This is a genomic window from Arthrobacter sp. OV608 (assembly GCA_900110595.1).
Classification (GTDB): domain Bacteria; phylum Actinomycetota; class Actinomycetes; order Actinomycetales; family Micrococcaceae; genus Arthrobacter.
Window position 1 is genome coordinate 1 of the sequence record FOEZ01000006.1, and the last position, 26,282, is coordinate 26,282.

A 26,282-nucleotide genomic window follows, 5' to 3' on the forward strand; every position below is an offset into this window, starting at 1 on the left:
GTCCCTGGTCACTTCACCGAGCAACTCACCCAACGACGCGTTATCCGCTTTCTGATGCGCCTCACTCGGCGGCATCTCCGGAATCTGGCTACTCACAGCTGGCGTCCTTCCGTTGACCGGTAGGTGCCGTCAGCAGCGTGGTAGCTGCCGTCCTCGTCACGGTACGGGTCATCCTCGAACCGGAGCGGGGTGTCCTCCGTGCTTCCCGAGGGGAGCGTGGAGGTGGAGACCGGCGCTCCCGAACCCACCACCGGCTCATCAAAGAGGTCATCAGTTCCTGCTGCGTACACCGTCTCCTGATGGATCGGAGCCACCGGGGCGGACTGCACCGGCCGCTGGGCCGGGCTGGACTGCACGGCACCCTGCGAATCCGTTGCGCCTGCCGCGAGGCCGCGGGTAAGCCGGCCTGCCAGGACACCGGCCCCTGCTGCCAGCAGGAGGAAAGTTCCGGGCCGGTTCCGGGCGAACCTCTGGACCTCGCCAAGGAGATCGCCCGGCTGCTTGTTTTCAAGCCAGGACGCCACCGATTCACTGCGCTGGGCTGCCTGGCGGATCAGGTCGCTGGCCACACCCTGCTGGTCGGGGGCGCTTGCCATGCTGTGCAGCTGGCTGGAAATGGTCCGGATGCCTTCGGCGGCCTTCTGCTGCTGCGTTCCGGCCTGGCTGGTCAATCCGGACTTTGCCTGGGCCAGCAGATCCTGGGCGTTGCTCTTCGCCTCTGCGGCGACGTTGGCAGCTTCATCCTTGGCAGTGTGGGCTACGCCCTGGGCTGCAGTGGCGGCGTGGCCGGCCACATTCGAAGCCTCGTCCTTTGCCGCGTCCTTCTTGGAGGTGCCGCCGGTGCCCGGAGTGCCTGGGGTGGCATAAGTGTCTTCAACACCCACTTCGGAAGCACCGTACGGGTCCGAGATAGCGGGGTTGGGAGTCTGGGGCCATTGGTTCTCTGTCATCATGCTCTCTTTCGCAAAGGGTCAGCTGGCGATCAAGAACCAGCAATGCTGGCAATAAGTAGTAAGCAGGGTTACTAGTTAGATACTAAGCACACTTCCCATTTGGATTGCAAGGGGGTGTGTTGGGAGCTTCCCTTTTGAACGGCCCTGCGGCAGGGCGGATAGTAAGCGTACTTGCGAACAGGATGCTAAGCATGCTTATTGTAGGTAGGTAGCGACGCATGAAGGGGTAACTACACCTGCACTTCGCCACCTACAGGAAGGCCGCGGCCGATGACGAGCAACCTCGATCCGGATGCACGGAACAGCTACCGCCTTATTACGCTGGCGGCACGCCTGGTCCAGCGGCGTCAGGATGATGCTCTGGCGCCCCTTGGCCTGACCCGTGCAGCTGTCATAGCCCTGGAAGGGCTGGCAGCCGGACCCCTCAACCAGGAGCAGCTTGCCGAGGTGGTCCGGGTGCAGAGCCAGACCCTTGGCAGGGTGCTTACCCGGCTTGAAGGCTCAGGGCACATCACCCGGACCCGCCAGTCCACAGACCGCCGGCAGTTTAGGGTCGAACTCACCGATCTCGGCCGGGCGGCCCTCGAGGCAGCCCGGCAGGCGGAAATCGACGCCTACCCGGACGATCCGGAGATCTCCTGGAAGGTTCTGCAGGACGAGCTCACCAAGTTCATCCGTGCGGTGCCGCCCGGCAGGGACCCGGAGGTGGTTCCTTTTGTTGCGCCCGAACACCACCGCACTCCGCGCCGGTTTCCGGGTGCGCGCAGCCATGGTTTTCGTGGACTGGACCATCCGCAGCAATGAGCGCGGGAAGAATGAGCACGGGAAGATAGCGCAAAAGAGGGGCAGGGCCGGCAGCCCTGCCCCTCTCCCTGCGCTCTGGCTACTTGTTGTTCTCCTGCGTTCCGGTTCCGGTCGCGTCGTTGTCCTCCAGCAGCCCCCGCTGGGCCAGGTCGGCGGCTTCGGAGGCCTCGGCCGGCAGTGGATCCGTTGCCGGAGGAACGTCGCTTGGTGCGTAGTCGGCAAGGCCCGCAGCAACACGCTCCTGCTCGGCCGCAGCCTCGTACGCGTCGTCGTCCACGTCCTCCGGCATTTTGCCGTGGCCCGTCCGGGTGGGATTCGGCAGCGCATCCTCTTCGGGGATAATCACGCCGCCAGGGGCAAGGTCCTCGTTGTCATTTCCAATTGCCATAGCTGCCTTCCTTCCTGTCAGTTCGCTTGCTGCTGGGGATGACTTACGACGACGGCACGTCCGGGCCCGTGGACCAGCGCAGCAGGGCTGCCACGCCGGCACCCTCCGGCAGGACCGGACCGGGGACCAGCAGCACCTGCGCATCGGTGAGCGCGGCCGCCCGAAGCAGGGCTGCGGGAGCGGGGACTTTGCCCAGTACAGTGGCGCCCAGGGATTCCTCCTCCGCAAGGGCAATCCAGGGCTCGGCATCAAGTGCGAACAGGGTCCGCTCCGAAAGTGCGGCGTCGTCAAAGATGAGCACCTCCACCTGGGCCTGCTGCAGCGCGTGCACCACAGCCCCGATCCCGGTGGCGGACTCAGGATTGGCCTGGCCTTCCTGCATGGCCAGGCGGTCCATGATCTCCTGCTGTTCGGCGGCCCACTGTTCCGCGACGCGCTGGTTGACCTGGTCTTCGAGGAGGCCCTCATCCGCACCCGCTGTGTGCGTGTGGGAATCGATGGTGGACACCAATGCCTGGGTGGCCTTGGAGAGTTGCTCTTGTACGAGCCTCCGCGCGTGGATATCGCCGGCAAGGATCACCAGCCGTGCGCCGCTGCTGGCCACCACCCGGTCAATTTCCCCGGCCACCTGGTCCGCGTTGCGGCGCCAGACGTCCTCGGTGTGGTGCTGGAAGCGGAGATGCGCCCAGCCCCCTCCTTGGAACTTCTTGATGTGCTGGGTATCGCCTTGGACTTCCTCGGTGCTCGCCGGTGCCCCGGCTCCCGCGTAATGCAGCCGGATCTCGCCATGTTCGCGGCTGACTTCGGCAACAACGAAGGGGAATTCCTCCGGCCGGTGCTTGACCAGCGGCAGGAGGTCCGGGATGGAATCCACCGATATCCGCTCCGGCAGCACGAGCGCGCCGGGCAGTACCTCGTTGATCTCCACGTTTCCCTGGTGCACCAGGACGAACCGGGACACGGGGGAGGGGGTGCCTGTTTCGGGCTGCAGGGCCTGCTCCACCGCATCAAGGTCCGCAGCGGAAGCACCCTGCGCTTCGAGGGCGGCGCGGACATTGCCGGGCCGTACATCGCTTGCTTCCAGGCTGTCCACGGTGCCTGTTCCCGCGTCCACGTAAGCGGTGCACCAGGGGCCGGGGAGCCGGTACCGGTCCGCGTGCTCCTTCAGGCTCCGGGTCACTGTTCCTCCTCCGCGTCGCTGATGGAATCGGGGGAAGCGACGGGATTCAGGGCCTCCTGGACTTCAGCAGGATCCGTATCGTCGGGGAAAGGTTCGGTTTCGCGCCACTCCTCCGCGTGGGGAGGCTGGTTTGCATGGACCGCGCCCTGGGTTTCGTGCTTCAGCTCCTCATCGAGGATGGGGCCGTGTTTGGTGTTGCCGCGTTCAGCCATGACGATCTCCTTCGCTCGTGAATTTAGTATCACAGGCTTACTAGTTCGTCATTTCACGGTAGCACCAGGAGGCGGCGGCCAAAAGGGGGAATTCAGGAGGTCTCTGCCGGCTCAATCCCCTGGGTGCACTCAGGCTGCGCAGGCATCCTTCAGGGCCTGGACGGACTCGGACGGCACCTGGTCTCCGGCCTCCGCAATCTGGCCCAACGGCGTCGTAATTTCAGCAGGTACACCGGCGGTGCGGGCGGCCGATACCAGCCCGCCGAGGGCCCGCTTGTCCTCCACGCTGACCAGGCCGTCCTGGACAACGGCGCAAATCTGCCGGTTCACTTCCTCCGCCGCAGCCGTGGCCACCTTCGACGCGGCGTCGCTTGCAGCATTCCCCGCGGCTTCCTCGACGGCGCCGCAGCCGGCGAGCAGCAGCATCAGGGGGACAGCGGACAGGGCGGCAAGGCGGCGGTTCATGGTTCCACCCTAACAACCGGCTAATAAACCGCCGGTGCCCGGGTTCGGGGCCGTTACCGGCCGCTCGCCGCGGGGACGCCGAGGATGTGGTCCAGCAGTCCGTTGCGGAACTTGCCCTCGGGATCGTGCGAAGAGGCCAATGAGCGGAATCCGGCGAAGCGGGGGTACAGCGACTCCCAGTCGTGCCGGGCCGGGGAGAACAGCTTGCCCCAGTGCGGCCGGGCGCCGAAGGGCCGGAGCGCGTCCTCGAGTTCGGGAAGGAGAGCTTCCACCTCGGGCTGCAGCGGCTTCCATGTGAAATGCAGGGCCACGCTCTGCTGCTGGTAGAAGGGGCTCAGCCAGAACTCGTCTGCAGCACCTGTGCGGATTTCCGAGACAAAAAGCAGCGGCGCCAGCTTGTCCGCCAGGCCGCGGACCGCCTGAAGCGCCTCCGGCGCGTTCTCCAGCGGCAGGATGAACTCGCTCTGCAGCTCCTCGCCCTTGCTGGGCGTGAACTCGTGCCGGAAATGCGGCAGCCGGTCCAGCCAGTGTCCCGGCTCATCAAGCTGGATGGTGCAGTTTTCCGCGGACATGTCCGGCAACGGGTGGCGGGGGAGCGTGGCGGCGGTGGCACCGAACAGGTCAGCCAGCGGCGGCTCCTGGTCCAGGGCCTTGAGCCAGACCTGGCTGATGGTTTGGCCGGCGTAGTCCGTGAACAGGCTGACGCTGTACGCGCTGGACATGATGTTTGTGAAGTCTGTCAGCGCCCGGTCCCATGGCAGGTTTTCCAGGACGCGCTGGCGCATCCGGAAGCTGGGCTGGACCGTCAGCTCCAGGCCCGTCACGATGCCCAAGGCTCCCAGGCCCACCACGCTGGCCAGGAACTCGTCCCCGTCCGCGCGGGTCAGCGTAACGCATTCACCCGAGGGGCGGACCAGGTCGATCGACTCTACTGCCCCGGCGAGCGAGGGGTTGTTCACGCCGGAGCCGTGGGTTCCGGTCTGGACGGCTCCGGCCACCGAAATGTGGGGGAGTGACGCCAGGTTGTGGATGGCCATGCCGGATTGCTCCAGCGTGCGGCACAGGGCTCCGTAACTGACTCCGCCGCTGACCTTGACGGTGCTGCGCTCCCGGTCAAGGAGCACCTCCTGCGGCAGGGCTTCAAGCAGAACATGCACGCCGTCGGTGTCCCCTACGCGGTTGAAGGAGTGCCGGGATCCCAGGGCCTTGATCCGGCCCGCGCGCTGCACAATCCGGGCCAGTTCCGCTACCGATTCCGGCCGTTCAACACGCGCGGAGGAGTATTCGAGGTTGCCTGCCCAGTTCTTCAAAAGTCAGCTTTCCGGTGGGGGACGAGAATTCGCTTTCTCAACTGTCAGCGCTAACAAACGGCGGTGTCAAGGCGCTTCCACGGAGTGCACGCTTTCCCGCGGGGAGTGCATTTCCACCCGGGCATCCGGGTACGGGCATCCTGAACAGCCGCACACCTGAAATTCATTTGGCCGGCGCCGTTCGGCGTGCGCGCGAATCGTGGCAGAGTGGGATGCAGTCGAGTTGAGGGAGGAACTCAGTGTCTGATCTGGGAGAAGCGACCACCAGCGTGTCTGGGGCCGATGCAGTAGAACAGGCCGGCGAAACCGGCAACACGACTGGGCCGGAGGCTGCAGCGGTGACAGAACCGGCAGAATCCATCGAGGAGACAGAGTCCTCGGAGGTGCCGGAAGCTCCGGAAATTACTTTCGACGAAAAGTTCTACCCGGCGCGGCCCAAGGCACTGCGCCCTGTGGCCCGGCGTCGGCAGTATTTTGCCAATGCACCGTCACTGGAACTGGACGGCCTGAACAAAACCTACGTGGAGTGGCTGCGGAACCAGGCGATGCTCGGCGACGCCAACGTCCTGGCGAGGCAGCTCTCGGGGCAGGCCAGCATGTGGCAGCACTCCTACGCGCACCCCAACCCGCGCGCCGCCGTCGAACGCGCCTCAGTGTGGTTCACCGCCTACCCGCTGTCCTACATGACCACCCCGGGGCAGTCGTTCCTGGGGGCGCTGGGCGACCCGGAGCTGTGGAAAACGTTCCGGGAAATCGGAATCAGGGCCATCCACACGGGCCCCGTCAAGAAGGCCGGCGGGCTGCAGGGGTGGCGGGAAACGCCAAGCGTGGACGGCCACTTTGACCGCATCAGCATGGCCATCGATCCGCTGTTCGGCGAGGAAGACGAGTTCCGCCGGATGTGCGAGGTGGCCGGCGAACACGACGGCACCATCATTGACGACATCGTCCCCGGACACACCGGCAAGGGTGCGGACTTCCGCCTCGCCGAGATGAACTACCGCGACTATCCCGGCATCTATCACATGATCGATATCCCGGAATCGGACTGGCATCTGCTGCCGGACGTCCCGCCGGGCGAGGACTCGGTCAACATCAGCCCCGACGCGGAACTGGCGCTGCAGCAGGCCGGGTACATCATTGGCAGGCTTCAGCGGGTCATTTTCTACGAACCCGGCGTGAAGGAAACCAACTGGAGTGCCACCCGGGCCATCGTGGACACCACCGGCCAGAAGCGCCGCTGGGTGTACCTGCACTATTTCAAGGCCGGCCAGCCCTCCATCAACTGGCTGGATCCCACGTTCTCCGGCATGCGCCTGGTGGTGGGCGACGCCCTGCACTCGCTGCTTGACCTGGGCACCGGTGCGCTGCGGCTCGACGCCAACGGCTTCCTCGGGGTGGAAAAGAGCGCCGAGGAACAGCCCGGCTGGTCCGAGGGGCATCCGCTCTCCGAGGCAGCCAACCAGCTGATCGGCAGCATGGTCCGCAAGGTGGGCGGCTTCACGTTCCAGGAACTGAACCTCACGATTGACGACATCAAGGCCACGTCGGAAACCGGGCCGGACCTGTCCTACGATTTCATCACCCGCCCTGGCTACCACTACGCCCTGGTCACCCAGGACACGGAGTTCCTGCGCCTCACCCTGCGCCTGGCTATGGAGATCGGTGTGGATCAGGCTTCGCTGGTGCACGCGCTGCAGAACCACGATGAACTGACGTACGAACTGGTGCACTTTGCCACCCGGCACAAGGACGACGTTTTCGAGCTGGCCGGCACCGAAATGAACGGCGCGGAGCTGACGGAGCATGTCCAGGAAACGCTGCGGAATGCGCTGACGGGGGAGAACGGCCCCTACAACGCCGTGTTCACCACCAACGGCATCGCCTGCACCACGGTCAGCGTGATCACTGCGGCCCTGGGCATCAAGGATATTTCCGCGCTCACCGCCGAGCAGATCGATACGGTGCGGGAAGCGCACCTGCTGCTGGTCATGTACAACGCACTGCAGCCCGGCGTGTTCGCCCTGTCCGGCTGGGACATGGTGGGCACCACCACCCTGGACAGGGCGCAGGTCCAGGAGCTCACTTCCCAGGGCGATACCCGCTGGATCAACCGTGGCGCGCACGACCTCATGGGGACCAACGCCGAAGCGACCGTCTCGGCCTCGGGAATGCCGCGGGCCCGCAGCCTGTACGGGCCGCTGCCCGAGCAGCTCAAGGATGAAGGGTCCTTCGCGCGGCGGCTCCAGAAGATCCTGAAGGTCCGCGAGGAGTGGGGCATTGCCACCGGCGTGCTCCTGGACGTTCCGCAGGTTTCCCAGCGCGGACTGCTGGTGATGGTGCACCGGCTCGCGTCCGGCCAGATCCAGGTGACGGTCCTGAACTTCTCCGGTGAAAGCATCACCGGCAGCGTCAACTCCAGCCACCTGGAGGCCGGCGCCGGGGTGCGGGACCTGTTCACGGACGAGACGGTGGGCCAGGTGGATGACCTGCACAGCTTCTTCATTGAGCTTGGTGCGTACCAGGGGACGGCGCTGCTGATTGAAGAGCCGGCTCCCGAGGAGGAAGAGGCGCCGGAGGGCCTGTAGGACCTCATGCTGCCTTGACCAGGGGGAGCTCCTCCCAGTGCGTGGTGTACCGGGGTGAGCGCATCCCGCGTTTCATGGTCCAGTCCGGTCCGCCGCGGATCCCGGCATGGCCCAGGCCAATGGATCCGCGGCCGTAGCGTCTGGTGATGTCCTCCAGCAGCGGGCCGATGTGGCGTTCCTCGTGCGGGTTCTCGAACAGTTCCAGCGGCTTCTGGTTGCCGCTGGGCCGCAGGTCCGTGACCATAATGCCCGCCCGGGCGTACCTGGTGCCTTCGACGATGGCGGGCAGCAGCGCATGGGCTGCCTTGGTGAGGATGACAGGGTCCGCCGTCGGCATGGGAAGCGGAACGCAGACGGACGGAAACGCCGCCTGCCGGGCGTTGAAGTGCGATGTCCCGGCGAAGGCGGTGAGGAGTTTCGCCTGCAGGTTGTGCTTGGCCAGCCGCCCGCTGGCCATCTGGGCGTAGACGCTGAGGACCTGCCGCACGTCCTGGGCCGTGGTGATTGGGGTGGAGAAGGAGCGGGAGAAGATCAGTTGGTCACGCCCGATCCGCGCCTCTTCCATGGGGATGCACGGTGTGCCCTGCAGCTCCAGGACCGTGCGCATCATCACCACGGAGAAGCGTTCGCGGATCCTGACGGGGTCCGCGCGCTTGAGGTCCAGGATGGACTGGATCCCCATGGCGTTCAGGCGTTTGGTGATCCTTGTTGCCACGCCCCAGATTTCGATGACCGGAAGCCGGGCCATCAGGGCCTCCTGCTGATCGGGCGGCACTGAGTCCCAGCGGCAGACACCGCCGAACGCCGGGTTGTGCTTGGCCCACTTGTTGGCGAGCTTGGCCAGCGTCTTGGTGCGGGCGATGCCCACGCAGACGGGCACTCCGACGTTCCGCGCCACGACAGCCTTGATGGTCCGGCCGAGGTCCAGCAGGTGTTCCGGGCTGCCTTTGACGCCGAGGAAGGCCTCATCAATGCTGTACACCTCCAGCCAGGCGGAATACCGGCCCAGCAGTTCCATGACCCGGGCACTGATGTCCCCGTACAGCTCATAGTTGCTGGATTTCGCGATGAGCCCCCACTCCCTGGCCCGGGGTGCGAGCTTGAACCAGGGGTCCCCGGTCTGGATGCCCAAGGCCTTCGCCTCCGGCGAGCGGGTGACGGCGCACCCGTCATTGTTGGACAGCACGATCAACGGCTTTCCCTCCAGCGAAGGGTCAAAGACGCGTTCGGCGCTGGCGTAGAAGCAGTTCACATCGACATGGGCGATCTCGGGCATCTGCCGCATGATGGCCGGCTTCATGGCAACTTCTCACACATGGTGCAGGCACCTGGTGGCCACACCCCAGATGGTCAGCTCGCTCAGCGCGGAGACCCTGATGTCCGGGTACTTGGGGTTTTCTGCCTGCAGCACCACGCCCCCCGGGGTGATCCGCAACCGCTTAATGGTCAGCTCGCCGTCCAGCACTGCGACCACCACCGAGCCGTCCCGGGGCTCGAGGGCCCGGTTGACGATCAGTTCGTCCCCGTCGCTGATCCCCGCGCGCTCCATGGAGTCCCCGGTCACCCGGACCACGAAGGTGCTGGTGATGTCCTTGATCAGGTGTGCATTCAGGTCTATCCGGCCATCGAAGTAGTCCTGGGCGGGCGAGGGATAACCCGCTGCCACCGGCACCGGGGACAGCCAGGCCAGGTGCAAAGAGAGTCCCGCATCTATCACACGGGGACCGATAATAACGCCCACAACACACCCTTATTCGAATATATGTTCGATACTTTGAGTGTACAGCCGGGGGCGGACAATGACGACGGCGCGCTACCCGGTCCGCTCCACGGCCGCGAGGATGGCGCGTCCCAGTTCAGCGGGTTTGGTGAACTGGGGCCAGTGCCCGGTGGGGAGGTCCACGTATTCCACGTCGCGCATCCGGCCCAGCTCGGCCACAAAGGGGTGGCCGGCGTCGATCCACTCCTTCAGCATGGCGGACGGAAACTCGCAGGCGATGATGGTGGCCGGAACGTCGTAGCGGCGCTCGTCGTGAAGGTGCTGCTGCTCGTAGGCCACCCCCTTCGGCTGCGGGATGGCCCGGGCCCGGAAGGCCTCGCGGAGCCCGGTGTCGAGGTCCACCAGGTCCGCGTCCTCGAACTCCTCCCACGGCGGCAGCGGAACGTCGTCGCCGTCGGCTGCCAGTTCGTCGTTGATGACGCCCCCTTCGCCCAGGGGTCCGCTGTCCACATAGATGGCGCGTTCCACCCGGTTCGGCCGCGCATCCAGGGCGCCATGGATGATGGCGCCTCCCCCCGAATGCCCAACGAGCACAACCCTGCCTTCCAGGGAGTCGATGGCGGCAACCACGGCGTCGATATGATCCCGCAGCCCGATCCCGGCCCGGTCGGCGTCAACCGACTCCAGGCCGGGAAGGGTGAGCGGATGCGTCCTATGGCCGGCGGCGTCCAGCGTGGGCGTCACCTCCGCCCAGGAGGAGGCGTCCAACCAGAAACCGGGAACCAGGATGATGTCCATGACGGCACCCTACTAGCCGGGACGGACAAACAGAATGTGCGCTCAGCGACGCTTCCCCGCCCTTCCTTTGGTTCCGGAGCCTTCCTTCCTTTCCGCCGTCTCGCGCTCCGCCCACCGCTGGGACTTCCCGGCGGACACCACCTTCTGGTGCCACTCCCGTTGGTAAGCCCGCTGGGCGGCGGCATCGCTCCGTCGGGCCAGGGCGGCCAGTTCGCGCTGCAGCTTCAGGTAGTTGTGCCAGCGGCGCTCCTCCAGCGCGCCGCCGGCAATGGCTTCCTGCACGGCGCACCCCGGCTCGCCCTGGTGGGCGCAGTCCGAGAACCTGCACCGGGCTGCGAGCACCTCCACGTCGCCGAACATCTCACCAATGCCGTCCTCGGCGTCGAACAGTCCAAAGCCCCGCACGCCGGGGGTGTCCATCAGGACTGTCCCGTTGGGAAGCGGCACCAATTCACGCGACGTGGTGGTGTGCTTGCCCTTGAAGTCCCCGGCCCGCACCTCCCCGGTGTCCTGGACGTCCCGCCCCACCAGGGCATTGATCAGCGTTGACTTGCCGGCACCGGACGGGCCCAGCAGGACGATGGTGCCGCCCGCCGGAATGTGCGCCAGGAGTTCGTCGATGCCGTCACCGTTCTCCGCGGAGGTGGTGACCACGTCCACGCCCGCCGCCTGCAGGATGACTTTGCCGACGACGTCGTCCGCCACCGCGGCGAGGTCCGCCTTGGTGATGATCACCAGCGGAGTGGCCCCCGAGTCCCAGGCGGCAACAAGGGTGCGCTCCAGCCGGTTGTGCGTGAGGGGCCGGTCCACCGGCACCACCACGCCCACCATGTCCATGTTGGCGGCCAGGACCTGCGCGGCGGAGGAGTCCTCGAAGGCGCGCTTGCGGCTGAGTTCCGAGCGGCGGGGAAGGACGCCAAGGATCTGGCGCTCGCCGCCCCGGTTGGGGCCTATCCATACCCAGTCGCCGGTGACTGCGGTTTCACCGGTCAGGGGGTAGGGCAGGTGCAGGAGGTCTGCGCCCACTGCCACGAGCAGCAGGTTGCGGTCCACGCGGACCACCCGGCCGCGCTCGCTGGCATGTGCGAGGGGATGGTTGTCGAAATGTTGGGCGACGGCGGGGGTGTAGCCGTAGAGGAACGGGCTGTTGTTCACTGTGATACCTCGGGGTATGCCCCCTGCGCACCGGCCGCTGACGGCCTTGGCGTTCGGCGCTCCGCTGGTCAGGCGGCGAAGGTGCGGTGCAGGGGAAGGGTTTGGATGAAGGGTGCGGAGCGCTCGGGGCGAGCGACAGTGACAGTCATCAAAAACACCTCCCTCTCCAGCAGCAGGGACCGGTATCCAGTCCGGCTCTTACTGTAGCTGCGGCTGGCTGGATCCGCCACAGGGGTCGTTAGCGCTGCAGCTCCAGCGCCCGCCGCTGCCGCGCCGAGATGCTCGAGACGAAGCCGCAGTTGGTGCACGTGATCCGGTAGGAGCGTGAGGTGGTGAACACCGGGATGAAGAACAGCGTGAACTTGGTGGCCCGTTCCTCCAGGTGATGGTGCACAAAGGATCCGCAGTTCCGGCACGTTGCGGGCTTGCCGGGCAGGGCTTTCAGTACTGTCTTGAAACCGAAGAGAAGGAGCACGGTTCTGCCTTTCGGGATGGTCCTGCGGGCTATTAGACAACTTTAGGCCCGGCGCGTGCGTCAGGGGTTGTCCTGACAGGTTCGCGGGCCGATGCCATACTTGGGGTCGGCACGCTTTTCCGCACTCGGGGGGACTTCGGATACATGGTTCTGGATACCGCGACCCTGAGAATCGCGTTTGGCCTGATGGCCCTGGTTTTGGTGTTCCTCTTCTACTTCTCCGCGTACCGGATCACGCGCTCGCCGTACAGCGGCTGGTGGTGCCTTGCCCTGATCTTCTTCCTCACCGGATCCGCATGCTTCCTGCTGGACGGCACCCCGCATCAGGTCTGGGCCAACCCGGTGGGAAACGTCCTGCTGGTCCACGGTGGCGTGGCGGTCTGGGCAGGCGCACGCTCGCTGCGCACGGTCCCGCCCATCAAATGGGCTTTCACCGGCATTCCGCTGGTCACGCTGGTTGCCTCCGTCCTGGACAATCCCGCCACCAACACCTGGTCCGGCGGCCCTGTGTTCCTGGGCGCCATGTGCCTCACCATCGGGCTTGCATCCCGCGAGCTGTGGCGCCTGGAGCCGGGATATTCGCGCGTCCGGATTCCCATGGCCGTGGCGGCAGGCGGCCTCGCGGTCTTCTATTTCCTGCGCTGGCTGGCTTTCCTGGTGGAGGGGCAGAACGGCCCGACTTTCGTTACGGTCTTCGGATCCGCCGTTACCACCATGGTGACCATGGTGCTGCTGGTGGTGGTCTCCTTCAGCATGGCCGCGCTCAGCAGCGAACAGCAGACCAGGGCACTGCGCGTGGTGGCCACCCGTGACGACCTCACCGGGCTCCTCAACCGGAAGGCTTTCCTGGACCTGGCGGCCGAGCAGTTGGCGGACCGCAGCACCACGCGCGGCTCCGGCACCCTGATCCTGGCCGACCTGGACCATTTCAAGTCCGTCAACGACACCTACGGCCATGCCGCCGGGGACCTGGCCCTGCAGTCCTTTGCCAATGCCTGCACCGACACCGTGCGGTCCACCGACCTGGTGGGGCGGTACGGGGGCGAAGAGTTTGTCCTGTTCCTGCCCGGAACCAATGCTGAGCGGGCCGAAAACATTGCCGAGGAGATCAGCCGGCGCCTGGCCGCGGCCCCCGCAGGGGACGGCATGGAAATGCCAACAGCGAGTTACGGGATTTCCACGTACGACGCGGGCACCAGGGATGTGGAGGGCCTGATCGCCGCCGCGGATGCTGCCTTGTACATGGCCAAGTCACTGGGCAGGAACCGTACGGCCCGCAGCGACAGGATGCGCTAGCACTGCGGACCGGCGGCGGTGCCTTGGAAGGCCGGAGTCAGGCCGGTTCCCCTGCGAGTTGTCCGAGTTTTGGTGCTGCCGCGGCAGCACGGACCGTACCAACCGACCCGCGCCGGACCAGCGTTGCCGTGAACTGCGCCGGTGCGGCCCGGGGGAGCCCTTCCATCTGCCGGATGAGGGCCTTCGCGGCGGCTGCCCCCATGTTGTACACCGGTTGGGCGATCACGGTCAGAGGCGGGCTGGTGAGCCGTGTCCACGGAAAGTCGTCATACATGAGGAACGAAACGTCGGCCGGAATGGACAGTCCCAGCTCCTGGATCGCTTCCACGACGCTCAGGGCGATCAGGCCATCGGACGCCACCACCGCAGTTGCCTGCTCCGGACCCCGGAGAACCTCCCGGGTGATGCTGCGGATGGAGTCGGCGTCGCCGGCATTCAACCGGACCAGATCCTCCGGGAAGGGCAGCCCGTCCGCCAGGAATGCCTGCCGCATGCCCTCAAGGCGGTCCGCGATCTGCGACGAATCCAGCACCGTGTCCGCCCGATAGGGAGCGTCGGTCCTCAGCGTTGAAATGAACGCGATCCTCCGGTGGCCGGCACCGAGCAGATATTGCGTGGCCTGCAGGGAAATCTTCGCCATGTCCACGGCAACCGTCTCAACGTCCAGGGTGCCGCCGCTGCGGTCAAGGAAGACCAGGGGGCGGCCGGATTGGTGGACCTGCCGGAGGTGTTCGGTGTCCACTGACGATGCCGGCGCGACGATCAGGCCATCCACCCGCTTGTCCAGCAGGACCCGCACCGCCTCCACTTCGGCTGCCCGGTCCTCATCGGTATTCACCAGGATGACGTTGTAGCCCGCTTTCTTCGCCGCATCCGTAATGCCCCGGGTAGCCAGGCCGAAGTGCGGGTTTTCAATGTCACCCACCACTACGCCAATAGTGTGCGATTTGCCCGTATTCATGCTGCGGGCGAGTTCGTTGGGGCGGTAGGAAAGAGCCTCCGCCGCGGCGAGGACCCGTTCCCGGACATCATCGCTGACGGCTCCGTAATTTCCCAAAGCGCGTGCGGCCTGCGCTTTGGAGACCTGGGCCGCCTTGGCGACGTCGGCAACTGTTACGTCCCGCCGTCGTGCTCCTTCACCGTTCATCTTCACCTTTCGAAGGGCTGTTGACGGCCCCTGTGACTTCGGCTACATTTCTATCCATCGATGTGAGTCCGGTCTCAATCCTAAGCGGTGAGACCGGACTCAACAAGAACATCGGCGACTTTCTTCGGCGGCCCTGACAGCACCGCCTTCCCACCAACGATTGGACAACGCTGTGAAGAAAATGACATTCCGGCCGGCCGGCATTGCCGCGGCAGCACTGGCCGCCGTCCTGGCGCTCTCCGGCTGCGGCTCGACCTCGGCGGCCTCCACCACGGAAAACAATCCGTATGGACTCATCCAGCCGGGCACCATCAGGGTGGCGAGCCTGGGCGATTCAAAGCCGTACACCTTCGCTGACGGCTCGGGCAATTTCACCGGCTTCGACGTGGAGCTTTTCAAGGACGTGGCCCACCGCGCCGGCGTAGACAACGTGGTCTTCACCGGCCAGGACTTCTCCGGCCTCCTTGCAGCAGTCGCCAACGGGCAGTTCGACGCCGGCGTGGCCGCGATCGGCATCACGGACAAGCGCAAGGAAACGGTGGACTTCTCCGACGGTTACCTCGCCGGCTACCTGACGGTCATCACCACCAAGACATCAGGCATCACCAGCGCTGACGGCCTGGCCGGGAAACGCCTCGGCGTAGTCCAGGGCACCCTCCAGGAGGCATTTGCGGTGAAGAACTTCACCTCGGCCAGCCTGGTGCGCTTCCCGGACAACAACACCGCTGTTGCAGCCCTGAACAGCGGAACGGTGGACGCCCACTTCCTGGATTACGAGGCTGCAAAGGCCTACCAGGAACAGCACGGCCTGGTCAGCGCCGCGGACATCCCGTCCTTCGACGCGCCCGCCGGCTTCGCCGTCGCGAAGGGCAAGCCGGCATTCAAGGAGGCCCTGAACAAGGGCCTGGCCGCGGCCATGGAAGACGGCACCTGGAAAAAGCTCTACCAGAAGTGGTTCCCGGGCTCCCCGATGCCCGAACAGTACCTGCCCAAGGCTGAACAGGCCGCTTCGCCGACGCCGGGCAAGTAGGCCCGCAAGCGGGCCTCCATCCACCTGACCGGGCGGGCAGCCGCACGCTGCCTGCCCGGCACCTCCCTAATATCTACGTCTGAGAGCAACCATGGACTGGTTCAACACCATCATCCGTACCTTCTTCGACTTCGGCGCTATGGCCGAGGTCCTGCCCCAACTCCTGACGGTTGGCCTGCTGAACACGCTGATCATTTCCATTGCCGCCACCGTCCTTGGCACCGTGCTGGGCATGGTGGTGGCCGTCATGGGCATCTCACCGTCCAAATGGCTGCGGGTTCCGGCCAGGATCTACACAGACCTGTTCCGCGGCCTGCCCGCCATCCTCACCATCCTGCTGATAGGACAGGGCTTCGCCCGGCTCAGCCAGTCGGTCTTTGGGCCCTCGCCCTACCCCCTGGGCATCATCGCACTGAGCCTGATCGCCAGCGCCTACATCGGCGAGATCTTCCGCGCCGGCATCCTCAGCGTGGACAAGGGCCAGGGAGAGGCCTGCCGCGCCCTGGGCATGAGCTACGCCAAGTCCATGGCGCTGGTTGTGGTGCCCCAGGGCGTCCGCCGGGTGCTTCCGGCCCTGGTGAACCAGTTCATCGCCATCGTCAAGGATTCCTCCCTGGTGTACTTCCTGGGCCTGCTGGTCAGTGAACGCGAACTCTTCCGGGTGGGACAGGATGCCGCTGTCCTGTCCGGCAACCTTTCGCCCCTGGTGGCAGCCGGGATCTTCTACCTGGTGATCACCGTTCCACTGACCCACCTCGTGAACCACTTCGACAACAAGTTCCGGACAGGACGCCGCCGCCCCGCACCGCCCACCAGCGGCCTAAAGGAAGTCAAGGAACTCGACGCGGCATCGCCGCTCACCACCGGGAGCAACACATGAACATGCCATCCACCACCACTGCCGGACCCGGCGCCGCCGGCCCCGAGACCTTCCACGGGTCCAGCCTGGAACTGCGCAACCTCACCATGGCCTACGGCGACATCGAGGTGCTGCGCAACGTCAGCCTCACCGTGGCCCCGGGCACCACCACCTGCATCATCGGGCCTTCCGGATCCGGTAAATCCACCCTGTTGCGCGGCGTCAACCGGCTCCACGAACCCAAAAGCGGGAACGTGCTGCTGGCCGGGGAAAGCACACTGGCCGCCAACCCGGACACGCTGCGGACCCGTATCGGCATGGTGTTCCAGCACTTCAACCTCTTCCCGGACCACACCGCCGAAGAGAACGTTGCCCTTGCCCTGTGGAGCGTCAAAGGCATGCCGAAGGCCCAGGCCATGGAACGCGCCCGCCAGCGGCTTGCCGAGGTTGGGCTGGCTGAACGCGCCGACCACCGCCCCCGCGACCTCTCCGGCGGCCAGCAGCAACGCGTCGCCATCGCACGTGCCCTGGCGATGGAACCCGAAGTGATGCTCTTCGACGAGGCCACCAGCGCCCTGGACCCCGAACTCGTCAAAGGCGTCCTGAACCTCATGGCCGGCCTGGGCCGGCGCGGCATGACCATGCTCGTTGTCACCCACGAGATGGGCTTCGCCCGCAAAGTGGCCGACCAGGTGGTTTTTATGGACGAAGGCGAAGTGGTGGAAGCCGGAACGCCCGCCCAGCTCTTCGACAACCCTCGCAGCGAACGCCTGCAGCGTTTCCTTTCCGAGGTGCTCTGATGCGCACGGTTGGTAAGGCACCCATCAGGACCGCCGTCGTCGGCTTTGGAATCTCCGGCAAGGTCTTCCACGCACCCCTCCTCGCGGCCAACCCGGACTTTTCGCTGGACGTCATCGTCACGGCGCAGACGGAACGCGCGGGGGAGGCGGCACGCCTCTATCCGCAGGCACGGATTGTTGCCACCCCGGAGGAACTGTTCGCCCTGGCCGCGGACCTGGACCTGGTCATCCTGGGCACCCCGCCGCACACACATTTCGGGCTGGCCGCAACGGCCATCGCCCACGGCCTGAACGTGGTGGTGGACAAGCCTTTCGTGCCCACGTCCGCGCTTGGCGAGGAACTGATCAGCAGGGCGTCCGACGGCGGGGTGCAGCTGACGGTGTTCCAGAACCGCCGGTGGGATGCCGACTTCCTCACCTTGCAGAAAGTGCTGGCCTCCGGAGGCGTAGGCGAGGTCACCAGCTTTGAGTCGCGGTTCGAATGGTGGCGGCCCGAAGGCTTTGGCAACTGGCGGGACACGGTGTCCCTGGCGGAGGGCGGCGGCATCCTGCACGACCTCGGCGCCCACTTGATCGACCAGGCCATCCAGCTGTTCGGCCCGGTGGAAACGAGCTACGGCGAGACGGCCAACCGCGGCCCGCATCCGGACGCGGCGGACACCGAAGCCTTCGTATCGCTGCTGCACGCCTCCGGTGTCCGCACACGGCTCTGGATGAACGGCATGGCCGCCCAGGCCGGGCCCCGCTTCCACGTCCTCGGCAGCCGCGCCGGCTACACCAAGTGGGGCCTGGACGGACAGGAACCCGCGCTCGCCGCCGGGATGCCGCCGTCGGACCCTGCCTACGGCGTGGACCCCCAGGAGCATTGGGGGCTCCTGGGGGTGGACGGGGCAACCGCTCCCGTACCTGCCGAGCGCGGCGCCTACCCGCAGTTCTATGTCCAGCTGGCCGCCGCCCTGCGCGGAAACGGGCCTCTTCCCGTCGACCCAGCCGAACCTCTTGAGGTCCTGAAGGTCATCGAAGGCATCCACGCCCTGGCCTGAAGTCCCGAACTCTTCCCAGCGACGCAGGTAAGCGTCTTCCGCTCCCATAAATTCCACAGAAAGGGACACCATGTCCTCTGCTCCAGCCTCCCCGCGCACTGCCACCAAGCGCGTCGCCGTCATCGGCGGCGGCATCCTCGGCGTCTCCACCGCAGTCCACCTGCTCCGCGAAGGAGCCTCCGTGATCCTGCTGACTGAGCGCGGCCTCGCCAGCGAAGCCAGCGGGCGCTCACTTTCCTGGCTGAACTCCGCCGGCGAACGGTCCACCCCCTACCACCAGCTGCGCGTGGCCGGCGTGGACCGCTACCGCACGCTTTTCGCCGCGGACCCCAGCCGGGAATGGCTGCAGTTCGGCGGCGGCCTCATGTGGAACGCCGCTGGGCAGCGCGAAGCCACCGAGGCCAGGCACGCCTTCGAAAAATCCATCGGTTATGACTCCAAGCTGGTTGCTCCAGGCGAAATCTCGTCCGTTACCCCCGGAATCGATCCGGACGCCGTGCCGGAGAACGCCATCTTCAATCCCGGCGAAGGCTGGGTCAGCCTGCCGGACCTGATCGACTTCCTGATGGAGGAATTCCACGCCAGGGGCGGAGAACTGGTCCTCAACGCCGGCAAGGCTTCCGTTATGGTGGAGGGCGGCCGCACCTCGGGCGTGGAAACCTCGTCGGGCGGGACGTACCCGGCCGACGCCGTACTGGTGGCCTGCGGCGCAGCGACGCCCGCCGTCGTCGGACCCCTGGGAGTGCACATCCCGAACGGCTCTCCAGTGTCCATGCTGGTGGTGACCAAGCAGGTGCAGCACAGCGTGGCAGCGGTGATGAACACCCCGCGCGCAGCCGTGCGGCCCAACCCGGGCGGCACCTTCGCGCTGGACCACGACTGGTATGAGGAACACATCACCGAGCACGCCGACGGTTCCTTCAGCATCCCGGACGGTGTAGTGCAGGAACTGGCCGACGAAGCTTCAAAGCTCATCGCTGGCAATCCCGAGCTCAAGCCTGCGTCCTGGAAGATGGGCTACAAGCCGATTCCCGGCGATGGCGAACCGGTCCTGGGCGAGCTGGGACAGGTACCCGGATGCTTCGTTGCCTTTACGCACTCCGGGGCCACGCTGGGGCTTATTGCCGGCGAACTGCTTGCCGGCGAAATCCTGACCGGCAAAAAGCACCCCATGCTGGCTACCTTCCGGCCCGGGCGCTTCTCCTGAGGTGTGCCGGCAAGGGGCGGGGCTGCACCTTGCGGCCCCGCCCCCGTGGCGGGTACAGGCGGCCGGTCAGGCCCCCAAGTGCCCCGTGAGGCGGCGGTGGAAGCCGGTGCTGCGCTCATCAAGCCCCTGGATGGCCACGGTGGCCCCGTGGGCGCTGTACTTCGTTTCGATGGAGTCGAGGGCGGCCACCGTTGAGGCGTCCCAGATCTGGGCGCGGCTGAGGTCGATGGTTACCGATGCGGGGTCATCGGCGTAGGCGAACTGCTCCACGAGGTCGTTGCTGCTGCCGAAGAAGAGCGGCCCCACCACGTCGTAGCGGACGCTCCGGCCATCCTCGGCCGGGGTCCGTTCCACGCTGATGACGTGGGCCACCCGGCGGGCGAACAGGACCATCGCCAGGACGACGCCGACAAGGACGCCGTAAGCCAGGTTTCCGGTGAGGACCACAACGGCCACCGTGACCACCATGACCAGGGTCTCCGGGATGGGCATCCGCTTCAGCGTGGAGGGTTTGACGCTGTGCCAGTCCACCGTGGTGACGGCTACCACCATCATGACCGCTGCGAGGGCGACCATGGGGATCTGGCCCATGACGGAGCTGAGTCCAGTTACGAGCGCCAGCAGGAACAGCCCCGCCACGAAGGTCGAGATCCGGGTACGAGCCTGGCCCGTCTTTACATTGAGGACCGTCTGGCCGATCATCGCGCACCCGGCAATGCCACCGTAGAAGCCGGCAAGGATGTTCGAAACGCCCAAGGCCCACGACTCACGGCTTTTGTGCGAGGGCGTTTCGGTGATGTCATCAACGAGTTTCGCCGTGAGGAGGGTTTCCATGAGGCCGACGAACGCCACACTCAGCGCAGTGGGCAAGACCAGTTGGAAGGTCTCAAGGGTCAGCGGAACCTGGAAAGGGGTGATGCCGGGCATCCGGCCGGTCAGCGGGCCCTCATCCGAAACGTTTGGTACGGCGAGGCCGGCGACGATGACAATCGCCGTAACCACGACGATGGCCACCAGCGGCGACGGGACCACCTTGGTGAACCGCGGAAGGATGAAAATGATCGCGAACGTCAGGGCGAACAGGGCGTAGGCCGGCCAGGGGACGTTGAGTACGTGGGGCACCTGTGCCATGAAGATCAGCACACCCAGGGCGTTGACGAACCCGATCATCACCGATCGCGGGATGAACCGCATCAGGCGCGCAAGCCCGGCCAAGCCAAAGACCACCTGGATCACACCGCCCAGGAGCACAGCCGGCAAAACATACTGGACACCGTGCTCATGCACGAGCGGGGCGATCACGAGGGCGACAGAGCCCGCTGCGGCTGTAACCATCCCTGGACGCCCGCCAAGGATGGACATGGCCAGGGCCAGCACGATGGAGGCCACGAGACTCACCATGGGATCAACCCCGGCAACGATCGAGAATGAAATCACTTCCGGGACCAAGGCCAGGGTGGTGACCATCCCGGCAAGGACTTCGCGGGACAGTTGCCGCGGTGAGCGGAGGGCCGTGCGAACCGTGATCGGTTGCCGCAGAGGGCGGGGGCGGTCGGCGACAGCCAAGGAGCGGCTCCAGGGGCTTGGCTCTTATGGAAAAGAGCGGTTGGGGGGGATCGCTGCACGCCACGTTGCGCGCGGTCCAGCCCCGTCATGGGAGGGAGCCGGAGTGCAAAGGGGTGCGCCGGTGACTTTTGGCTGCAGGTTCAAGATTACCCGGACGTGAGAGGGGGACGTCATCCGGGAGCAGGCGGAACCGCGGCTGATAAAATGGCCAGGTTGCAGGGCGGCCTTTTCGCTGGTGCAGCCAGCGCCGTAACGAAGTAGGGGACCAACACACATGACGGCAGGCGGTGCACACCTCGGGACGTCGGAAAGCCAGCCTGGCCCGCCGGCCACTGCCGCGGCCGCGCCCGTGAAGCGCCGGGTCTATGTAGCAACCATTGAAGGATTCCTCGGCGCCCTGATGATGTTCGTGGGCTCGATCGGCACCGGCTGGATCGCCAACGGCTCGCCCATGATCCGCCAGCCCATCGTCATCGCACTGCGCACCGAGGGCTGGGGCGTCACAGTGTCCACGGTGCTGCTCACGGTGGGTGCCATGGTGCTGATGCGTTCGTGGCTCCGGCTGGGCCAGCGCCTTGCCGAGTGGGGCGCTTCCTCGTTGCGGTCCGTGGTCATTGCCATCTCCGCCTGGTCCCTGCCGCTGCTCTTCTGCGTGCCGGTCTTCTCCCGTGACGTCTACGCCTACACCGGCCAAGGCAGGCTGGTGATGGAAGGCCAGAACCCGTACCAGGTGGGCATTTCCACCCTCAACAACTGGTTTGCGCTCGGCGCCGATCCGGCCTGGGCCGAAAACAGGACCCCTTACGGCCCCTACTTCCTGTGGCTGGCGCGCGCCGTCGTCGGACTGACCGGAGCCCAGCCCGACGCATCAGTGCTGCTCTTCCGCCTCCTGGCCGGCGTGGGCGTCCTGCTCTGCGTGATCTATGTGCCCAAACTTGCGGAACTGCACGGCATTAACGGGGCGCGCGCCCTGTGGATCGCCGTAGCCAACCCCCTGTTCCTGATCAGCTTCATCGCCAGCGCCCACAACGACGCCCTGATGGTGGGACTCGCCGTCGCCGGCGTCTACTTCGCGGCCACCCGCCGCTACCTGCTGGGCATTCTCCTGGTCACCGCGTCCATCGGCATCAAGCCCATCACCGTGCTCCTGCTGCCGTTCATCGGTGTGATGTGGGCCGGTCCCTCCGCGTCCTGGCCGCGGAAGTTCCTGATCTGGGGCGCGACGGCGGGCATCAGCCTCGCCATTCTGGCCGTCAGCGGGATTCCGTACAACCTTGGACTGGGCTGGACCTGGGCGATCATGGACCCGACCCCCGGCTACACCGGCTACTCACCGTCGGGCTTCCTGGGCCAGCAGGTGGAGTTCCTGGCCAACGTGCTGGGGTTGCCGGGCGGCACCTTCGCCACCCTGCTGCGGACGGGCATGAAGTATGCCGCGGTCGGGCTGGTCCTGCTGCTGATGTTCCGCGGGGACTACTCGCGTGCGGTGCGGCGGATGGCCCTGGCATTCACCGCCGTGGTGATGCTCTCACCCATCATCCAGCCCTGGTACATCCTCTGGTTCATCCCGTTCCTGGCCGTCACCGGGATCCGGGACGACTGGCAGATCAGGTCCTTCTACGTGGCCGTCACGTTCTTTGTGGTGTTCGGGGCGCAGGACCAGCTCTCGGTGTGGTCCTTTGTGGAACTGCCCATCGACGCGTCGTCGCTGGCATTCATTACCGCCCTGGCATTTACGTTCTACCTTCTATTCCTCGACGTGCATACACGCAAACTGCTCATCGAGGCCAAGCCCTGGGACCTTGCCAAACGGGGCTGGACCTGGAGCCTGGACCGGTGGGAAAGGTACCAGGCCTCGCGGAGCGCCTAAGCGCCCGCAGGCACCGCGGCAGGCTTCCGGCCCAGTTCCGCCGTCCGCTTTACGGACCACCACAGCAGCACCACCAGGAGCACGTTGCGCGCAGTGAGGATCGCGGCCATCACCGGGTGGGCGTGGATGAGCGGGGTGTAGAACAGCGGGTAGATCACGAAGGTGGTCATCGCGATCCCCATCAGCAGGGCCGCCGGGACCTTCCACCTGTTCCAGTCGTGCGTAAGCCCGGCAATGATCACCGGTGCCAGCCAGATGATGAACTGCGGGGAGCCCACCTTGTTGAACACGATGAAGGCGGTGACCATCATGAGCGAACCCTCAAGGAACAGTTCCTCCCGCTCCGCCCCGCGGTTCAGTGCACGGACCAGCAGGACGGCGGCTCCCACCGCGGCGAGGATCAGCAGGGGCTGCATCAGGAAGGCTGCCGTGCCGGCCCCCGGGCCGTAGACCTCGGTGGAGTTGATGGCGGTGTTGTCCGCCATCTTCGAACCTGCGATCTTGAAGACGCTCAGCCACACCCATGGTGTGGAGAAGGTGGCCTCCAGCTGCATGCCCCGCTCGCCCTGGTTCAGGAGGAAATCCAGGATGTGCCTTAGCCCGCCGGACAGCCAGGTTCCCAGCGCCACCGCGGCGGTCACCGCGGCGCCGGCGAGGACCACCTGGATGCGCTTCCGGCTCGCAATGACGATGGGCACCAGCACCGCCGCAGGCCACACCTTGATCCACGTGGCGATGCTGAGCAGGACACCTGCCACCACCGGCCGCTGGGCGGCGTAGAGCAGCGCGATCAGCACAATGGGAGCGGTGATGCCTTCCACCCGCGCGAAGCTGAGGTAGCCCATAAACACGGTGAAGAACAGCCACCACCAGGCCGGCGCGATGCCGCTGACCTTCCGCGGCCCGCGCGTGAGGAAGGCAAGTCCGACGGCGTTAAGGGCCGTGATGATCAGGAACCAGACGAGCAGGTACAGGCCGGGACCGGTGATGTTCGCGAGGAAGATGGGGAGCTGCGCCAGCACCGGGTACACCCACGGGCTGATCTTTTCGTCCAGGTCCTGCGGGTTGTAGCCGTCCTGGGCCCATTGTCGGTACTGCTCGGTGTCGCTGAAGGTATCGCCGTTGAGGAAAAAGGACGCCATCCAGCCCAGGAAGTAGAGATGGACGACGGCGAAGCCCCACCACACGCTGGACGGGCGGGCGAACCAGTCCACCACCGTGGCGGGGAGGACTTTGGTGCGGACGGTCACCAGCCGGTCAAAGAACTTCGTGGAAATCTTAGGACTCCTTGAGCGCGGGAGCGGCTGCGGGCGTCTTCTTGCCCAGCAGGTAGAGGCGCCGGACGCTCCAGATGAACAACACCACCAGCAGGACGTTGCGGATGGTCAGCACCAGCGCCATCCACGGGTTGTTGTGGCTGAGGGCGTCGTAGAACAGCGGGTAGATGAAATACGTGGCCACGGCGATGACAATCAGCATGGCGGCAGGCACCCGCCATTCCCGCCAGCTGTGGGCCAGCCCGACGGCGACCGCAGGGGCCAGCCACACCATGAACTGCGGGGAGCCCACCTTGTTGAAGACCACAAACGCGGTGGCGAGGGTCAGGGCGCCGGCCAGGAGAAGCTCGGTGCGGTCCACGCCGCCGCTGGTTTTTCCGTTGTGGAGCGCCCAGAATGTCAGGCCGGCCACCAGCAGCGCGGCCAGGACCAGGAGGGGCTGCATCAGGACGGACATCAGCGCAGTACCGGGACCGTCCACCTGCATGGAGTTGATGTCCGTGTTCATGTACATCCGCGAGCCGCCCACATTAAGGACGGACAGCCAGAGCCAGGGCGTGGTGAAGGTGGCCTCGAGCTGCATGCCGCGGTCGCCCTGCTGGGTGAGGAAATTCAACAGCTTGGGCACGCTGCCGACTGCTGCTGCCAGCGCAATGACGCCCGCCGTCGTCGTGATTCCGGCAAGCACCACCAGGATCCGGTTCCGCACCACGGCGAACAGGGCCAGCATGATGGCCGCCGGCCAGACCTTCACCCAGGTGCCGACGGCCAGCAGGATGGAGGCGATGAAGGGCCGGCCTACACCGTAGGCGAGGGCCACCAGGACCAGCGGTGCGGTGAGGCCGTCCACGCGGGCGAAGCCGAGCCAGCCCATGAGGAAGGTGAACGCGAGCCACCACCAGCCGGCGGGGATGGCGTTCTGGTCACGGCCGCGGTTGGTCAGCTTCAGCAGTGCCCAGCCGTTGAGCAGGGTGGTCATCAGGACCCAGAGGAAGAAGAACGGTCCGGGGCCCGCGATGCCGGCGATGGCCATGGGAATCAGCGCGAGGATGGGGTACACCCAGGGGCTGGGGCCACCGGTGAGGTTGGCGTCGTCGAAGCCTGCCATGGCCCAGTCCCGGTAGATGAACGTATCGCTGAAGGCTTCGCCGCGCAGCGACAGGGAAGCGGCGAAGACCAGGAAAACCAGGTGCATCACGATGAAGCCGCCCAGCAGTCCGCGGCCGGTGTTCAGCCGGTTCCGGGCGGGTGCGGGAAGGATGACGTTGCGGATCCGGGTGAGATTGCCGAAGAAAGCGTCCGTGGAAATGGCGGGATCCTTGTCAGGTCGTGGCACAGGTATGGTGTTGTGCTGGTGGCTTGGGTTCTGCCGCATGGCTGGTTCAGGGGCATCGGAGCCGTCCGGAAACAGCTTCCACTCCTGTCCAACTCTAATTCACGGTGCTTTGGCCCCGTAATTTGCTGGAGCGGGCCCCGGCCGTCAAGCGTTTGACCTGCGACGACTTATTACTTGATTTTTCAAGTTGCTGGTGATCCATTACTCGGGCATCATGAACTGGGCACAAAGGTGCCCAACTTCGTCTGCAGCCTTGGGGAGCGCAGGTGTTAGATATGAACCCCTACCCCCAAACACTAAGGCTAGACCATGAACTTCCCACTGACCCTCACCGTTGCCGACCGCCAGAGCATGGACAGCGAGCTTGACGCCGCCGTCACCGCTGCCAAAGCCCACGCGCTGGCCGAGAAGCGGCACGGCATCCTGGTCACCCGGCACGGCGTGGACAAGTTCACGGTGGCGCTGAGCGAATCTGTTCCCTTCGGCCTCACCCAGGAACACCAGGCCTGGTAGGCCGCCCCGCGCGCCTTCGTCCGTAGCGGCGTTATTTCTCTTCGGCGCCGCCGCCTGACACTCTTCCGCTGCGCTGCTGCAGGCGGTCAATGTGCTTGGACGCTTCCGCCTTGCTGAGATCAGCGGGCAATTCTTCCCCTGCCTCGCGCGCCAGCGTATCGAGGTAGCTGCGCTGTGCCGCGGTCATGGGCTCATCTCCTGTGACCCAATCCTCAGGGTCCCGGTTCAAGCCTGCATCCGGCTCGGGTGTGGAGCTTCCGATGGTTTCCTGGTTTTCACTCATGCCGAAA

The 26,282-nt window shown here is 65.8% G+C and carries 26 protein-coding genes; 10 read left to right on the forward strand and 16 right to left on the reverse strand.

The features are described from left to right. Window positions 1-92: 92 nt before the first annotated feature. A complete protein-coding gene (locus BMX78_RS09635; protein WP_091419291.1) occupies window positions 93-950 on the reverse strand; it encodes a hypothetical protein in 858 nt (285 codons plus the stop codon). A gap of 273 nt (window positions 951-1,223) precedes the next feature. Here BMX78_RS09635 and BMX78_RS09640 point away from each other — a divergent pair, with 273 nt between their 5' ends. Further along, window positions 1,224-1,757 (forward strand): MarR family winged helix-turn-helix transcriptional regulator, encoded by a 534-nt coding sequence (locus tag BMX78_RS09640; protein WP_091418955.1) that lies wholly within the window; start codon window positions 1,224-1,226, stop codon window positions 1,755-1,757. A gap of 79 nt (window positions 1,758-1,836) precedes the next feature. On the opposite strand, the gene BMX78_RS09645 is transcribed toward BMX78_RS09640, so the two are convergent. The 5 genes from BMX78_RS09645 to BMX78_RS09665 form a co-directional block, all read right to left on the reverse strand. Then, window positions 1,837-2,145 carry a hypothetical protein gene (locus tag BMX78_RS09645; RefSeq protein ID WP_091418957.1) on the reverse strand — a complete coding sequence of 103 codons (309 nt, stop codon included), beginning with the start codon at window positions 2,143-2,145 and terminating at the stop codon, window positions 1,837-1,839. 43 nt (window positions 2,146-2,188) lie between these two features. Then, on the reverse strand, window positions 2,189-3,325 hold the full coding sequence (locus tag BMX78_RS09650; protein WP_091418958.1) for a baeRF2 domain-containing protein: 1,137 nt from the start codon (window positions 3,323-3,325) through the stop codon (window positions 2,189-2,191). Beyond that, a complete protein-coding gene (locus BMX78_RS09655) occupies window positions 3,322-3,537 on the reverse strand; it encodes a hypothetical protein (RefSeq protein ID WP_091418960.1) in 216 nt (71 codons plus the stop codon). Before BMX78_RS09655 ends, BMX78_RS09650 begins: the two co-directional genes overlap by 4 nt. A gap of 129 nt (window positions 3,538-3,666) precedes the next feature. Next, complete coding sequence (locus BMX78_RS09660) at window positions 3,667-4,002, reverse strand: hypothetical protein (RefSeq protein ID WP_091418962.1); 336 nt, start codon at window positions 4,000-4,002, stop codon at window positions 3,667-3,669. 53 nt (window positions 4,003-4,055) lie between these two features. Further along, window positions 4,056-5,312, reverse strand: coding sequence for a D-arabinono-1,4-lactone oxidase (locus BMX78_RS09665; protein ID WP_091418964.1), 1,257 nt, complete (start codon window positions 5,310-5,312; stop codon window positions 4,056-4,058). A gap of 359 nt (window positions 5,313-5,671) precedes the next feature. Here BMX78_RS09665 and treS point away from each other — a divergent pair, with 359 nt between their 5' ends. Continuing rightward, window positions 5,672-7,900, forward strand: a complete 2,229-nt coding sequence (gene treS, locus BMX78_RS09670; protein WP_370455799.1) for a maltose alpha-D-glucosyltransferase — start codon at window positions 5,672-5,674, stop codon at window positions 7,898-7,900. A 4-nt stretch (window positions 7,901-7,904) separates the two neighbouring features. On the opposite strand, the gene BMX78_RS09675 is transcribed toward treS, so the two are convergent. The 5 genes from BMX78_RS09675 to BMX78_RS09695 form a co-directional block, all read right to left on the reverse strand. Next, on the reverse strand, window positions 7,905-9,185 hold the full coding sequence (locus BMX78_RS09675) for a Y-family DNA polymerase (RefSeq protein ID WP_170850771.1): 1,281 nt from the start codon (window positions 9,183-9,185) through the stop codon (window positions 7,905-7,907). 24 nt (window positions 9,186-9,209) lie between these two features. Further along, window positions 9,210-9,641, reverse strand: coding sequence for a LexA family protein (locus tag BMX78_RS09680; RefSeq protein WP_091418965.1), 432 nt, complete (start codon window positions 9,639-9,641; stop codon window positions 9,210-9,212). Window positions 9,642-9,713: 72 nt separating this feature from the next. Then, complete coding sequence (locus BMX78_RS09685; RefSeq protein ID WP_091418967.1) at window positions 9,714-10,418, reverse strand: alpha/beta fold hydrolase; 705 nt, start codon at window positions 10,416-10,418, stop codon at window positions 9,714-9,716. A gap of 42 nt (window positions 10,419-10,460) precedes the next feature. Further along, on the reverse strand, window positions 10,461-11,573 hold the full coding sequence (rsgA, locus tag BMX78_RS09690; RefSeq protein ID WP_286138893.1) for a ribosome small subunit-dependent GTPase A: 1,113 nt from the start codon (window positions 11,571-11,573) through the stop codon (window positions 10,461-10,463). Between the two features lie 238 nt (window positions 11,574-11,811). Then, complete coding sequence (locus tag BMX78_RS09695) at window positions 11,812-12,048, reverse strand: zinc-ribbon domain-containing protein (RefSeq protein ID WP_091418971.1); 237 nt, start codon at window positions 12,046-12,048, stop codon at window positions 11,812-11,814. Between the two features lie 144 nt (window positions 12,049-12,192). Here BMX78_RS09695 and BMX78_RS09700 point away from each other — a divergent pair, with 144 nt between their 5' ends. Continuing rightward, window positions 12,193-13,344, forward strand: a complete 1,152-nt coding sequence (locus tag BMX78_RS09700) for a GGDEF domain-containing protein (RefSeq protein ID WP_091418972.1) — start codon at window positions 12,193-12,195, stop codon at window positions 13,342-13,344. Window positions 13,345-13,381: 37 nt separating this feature from the next. On the opposite strand, the gene BMX78_RS09705 is transcribed toward BMX78_RS09700, so the two are convergent. Next, window positions 13,382-14,491 carry a LacI family DNA-binding transcriptional regulator gene (locus BMX78_RS09705; RefSeq protein WP_091418973.1) on the reverse strand — a complete coding sequence of 370 codons (1,110 nt, stop codon included), beginning with the start codon at window positions 14,489-14,491 and terminating at the stop codon, window positions 13,382-13,384. A gap of 181 nt (window positions 14,492-14,672) precedes the next feature. Here BMX78_RS09705 and BMX78_RS09710 point away from each other — a divergent pair, with 181 nt between their 5' ends. The 5 genes from BMX78_RS09710 (at window position 14,673) to BMX78_RS09730 (ending at window position 19,430) form a co-directional block, all read left to right on the forward strand. Next, entirely contained in the window at window positions 14,673-15,521 is an 849-nt protein-coding gene (locus BMX78_RS09710) for an ABC transporter substrate-binding protein (protein WP_502686287.1), read from the forward strand. A 91-nt stretch (window positions 15,522-15,612) separates the two neighbouring features. Next, entirely contained in the window at window positions 15,613-16,401 is a 789-nt protein-coding gene (locus tag BMX78_RS09715; RefSeq protein WP_091418976.1) for an amino acid ABC transporter permease, read from the forward strand. Beyond that, window positions 16,398-17,180 (forward strand): amino acid ABC transporter ATP-binding protein, encoded by a 783-nt coding sequence (locus BMX78_RS09720; RefSeq protein WP_091418978.1) that lies wholly within the window; start codon window positions 16,398-16,400, stop codon window positions 17,178-17,180. The genes BMX78_RS09715 and BMX78_RS09720 overlap by 4 nt, the downstream gene beginning before the upstream one ends. Continuing rightward, window positions 17,180-18,223: a Gfo/Idh/MocA family protein gene (locus BMX78_RS09725; protein WP_091418979.1), complete on the forward strand. Its 1,044-nt coding sequence runs from the start codon at window positions 17,180-17,182 to the stop codon at window positions 18,221-18,223. The genes BMX78_RS09720 and BMX78_RS09725 overlap by 1 nt, the downstream gene beginning before the upstream one ends. Window positions 18,224-18,293: 70 nt before the next feature. Continuing rightward, window positions 18,294-19,430, forward strand: a complete 1,137-nt coding sequence (locus BMX78_RS09730) for an NAD(P)/FAD-dependent oxidoreductase (RefSeq protein WP_091418981.1) — start codon at window positions 18,294-18,296, stop codon at window positions 19,428-19,430. Window positions 19,431-19,496: 66 nt separating this feature from the next. Here BMX78_RS09730 and BMX78_RS09735 read toward each other — a convergent pair whose 3' ends face one another. Then, complete coding sequence (locus tag BMX78_RS09735; RefSeq protein ID WP_091418983.1) at window positions 19,497-20,996, reverse strand: SulP family inorganic anion transporter; 1,500 nt, start codon at window positions 20,994-20,996, stop codon at window positions 19,497-19,499. A gap of 274 nt (window positions 20,997-21,270) precedes the next feature. On the opposite strand from BMX78_RS09735, the gene mptB reads away from it, so the two are divergent. Further along, window positions 21,271-22,866 carry a polyprenol phosphomannose-dependent alpha 1,6 mannosyltransferase MptB gene (gene mptB / locus BMX78_RS09740; RefSeq protein WP_091418985.1) on the forward strand — a complete coding sequence of 532 codons (1,596 nt, stop codon included), beginning with the start codon at window positions 21,271-21,273 and terminating at the stop codon, window positions 22,864-22,866. Here the strand turns inward: mptB and BMX78_RS09745 are convergent. Together BMX78_RS09745 and BMX78_RS09750 are read right to left on the reverse strand one after the other, a co-directional pair. Continuing rightward, the gene (locus BMX78_RS09745) at window positions 22,863-24,116 is read right to left on the reverse strand and encodes a glycosyltransferase 87 family protein (protein WP_091418987.1); all 1,254 of its coding nucleotides are present in this window, start codon (window positions 24,114-24,116) and stop codon (window positions 22,863-22,865) included. The genes mptB and BMX78_RS09745 overlap by 4 nt on opposite strands. A 28-nt stretch (window positions 24,117-24,144) precedes the next feature. Next, window positions 24,145-25,479: a glycosyltransferase family 87 protein gene (locus BMX78_RS09750; RefSeq protein WP_091419296.1), complete on the reverse strand. Its 1,335-nt coding sequence runs from the start codon at window positions 25,477-25,479 to the stop codon at window positions 24,145-24,147. Window positions 25,480-25,788: 309 nt separating this feature from the next. Here BMX78_RS09750 and BMX78_RS09755 point away from each other — a divergent pair, with 309 nt between their 5' ends. Beyond that, window positions 25,789-25,992: a hypothetical protein gene (locus tag BMX78_RS09755; protein WP_091418988.1), complete on the forward strand. Its 204-nt coding sequence runs from the start codon at window positions 25,789-25,791 to the stop codon at window positions 25,990-25,992. A 31-nt stretch (window positions 25,993-26,023) separates the two neighbouring features. Here BMX78_RS09755 and BMX78_RS09760 read toward each other — a convergent pair whose 3' ends face one another. Then, window positions 26,024-26,275 carry a DUF3072 domain-containing protein gene (locus BMX78_RS09760; RefSeq protein ID WP_091418990.1) on the reverse strand — a complete coding sequence of 84 codons (252 nt, stop codon included), beginning with the start codon at window positions 26,273-26,275 and terminating at the stop codon, window positions 26,024-26,026. Window positions 26,276-26,282 lie beyond the last annotated feature (7 nt).